1 protein-coding gene is annotated in these 1272 nt (G+C 32.3%); it reads right to left on the reverse strand.

The annotated features are described in order from the left end of the window. Window positions 1–21: 21 nt before the first annotated feature. Window positions 22–1164: an IS4 family transposase gene (locus F6K20_RS38960; protein ID WP_287298518.1), complete on the reverse strand. Its 1143-nt coding sequence runs from the start codon at window positions 1162–1164 to the stop codon at window positions 22–24. Window positions 1165–1272: the final 108 nt, after the last annotated feature.

Below are 1272 nucleotides of genomic sequence, written 5' to 3' on the forward strand. Positions count from 1 at the left end.
CTGGGGGGGCGACGAAAATAGTTATAAAGCAGACAGGACAAGCGATTTAGCTCTCATTCCTCGTAAATAATACTTCCATTTATTACGATTAAGTCTCATTAATTCTCGTACTAAATTAATACACTCATCGCTAAAACTGACCCAATTTTGAGCATATAATCCTATATAAAAACTACTGTGTCGTCGTTGTGAACGGCCATCTTCTTTTACTCTGCCGATATATTTTTGAATTCCTTTTAGTTTAATTTGCTGTCCTTGAATGGTAGCAGAAGTATAGGCTATTGATATCAATAAAATTAGCGAAATCAACCGATCACCATAGACATTAGTGTCTTCTAAATTATCGCCTCCTGTTTTAAAATCTCTAAACATTTCTTCAATGCCAAACCGTTTCTTATAAGCAGCAATCGCCAATTCTAAGGAATTTAAATTTGTCATAATGAACCATCCTTCTTTGGGGATAAATCCGGAAATATTACGCTTCCATTTGCATGCAACGTTAAAAGTGCTAAATCCCTTTATTTTAGTTATTTTTACTCCTTTAATAAAGAATGAAGTTCCTGGTATTAACCCAAGATTTGATAACTCAATCCAAATTTTCTTTTTGACTTCAATAAACTCATTTTTTTTGAGACGTAAACAAAAGTATACAGACTTTTCTGACAACCATTTCGCTAGCTTAACAGAACAAAATTCTCTATCTCCCAATAGGCAAATTTTATAATCTTTAAAAATGGGAATTATTGTTGATAGATGACTGCTCTGTTCTTTAAGATTACTGCTACCTAATTTTGGCATCAAAGTAAAGTATATTGGCAATGCTCTTTTATCCCAAATCAGGCTAGTTACTAAAAGATTTATTTTACCCCAATTTGTACGGTCAATTGCTATATAAACTAGTTCATCTGTTTCAAAGTATGTTTCTAGTATACTAGCTATGATAGGAAACCAAATAGTTTCAAATCTTAGATTTGGTAAAGACAAAAAGCGCTGAATTCTTTTTCTTCTACTTTCAAATTTTATTCCAAGAGGTAAAGCATTTGCTAACTTTTCTATGCTAACTCTTTTGATTGATTGTACAAGCATCACTAAAATATTTAATAAAATAAAATTACGATACTTTAGTTGAATTTTAAGATGCTTTTGATAGAATAAGGGTAACATTTGCAACAGATAGGTCTTATTGACAATTTGAGACCTATCTTTTTCTATCACAGATCGTTACACTCTTGACGTATCAATCGTTTCAAGCCATATCGTCGCCCCCCCAGC

Source organism: Moorena sp. SIO2C4 (genome assembly GCF_010672485.1).
Taxonomy (GTDB): domain Bacteria; phylum Cyanobacteriota; class Cyanobacteriia; order Cyanobacteriales; family Coleofasciculaceae; genus Moorena; species Moorena producens.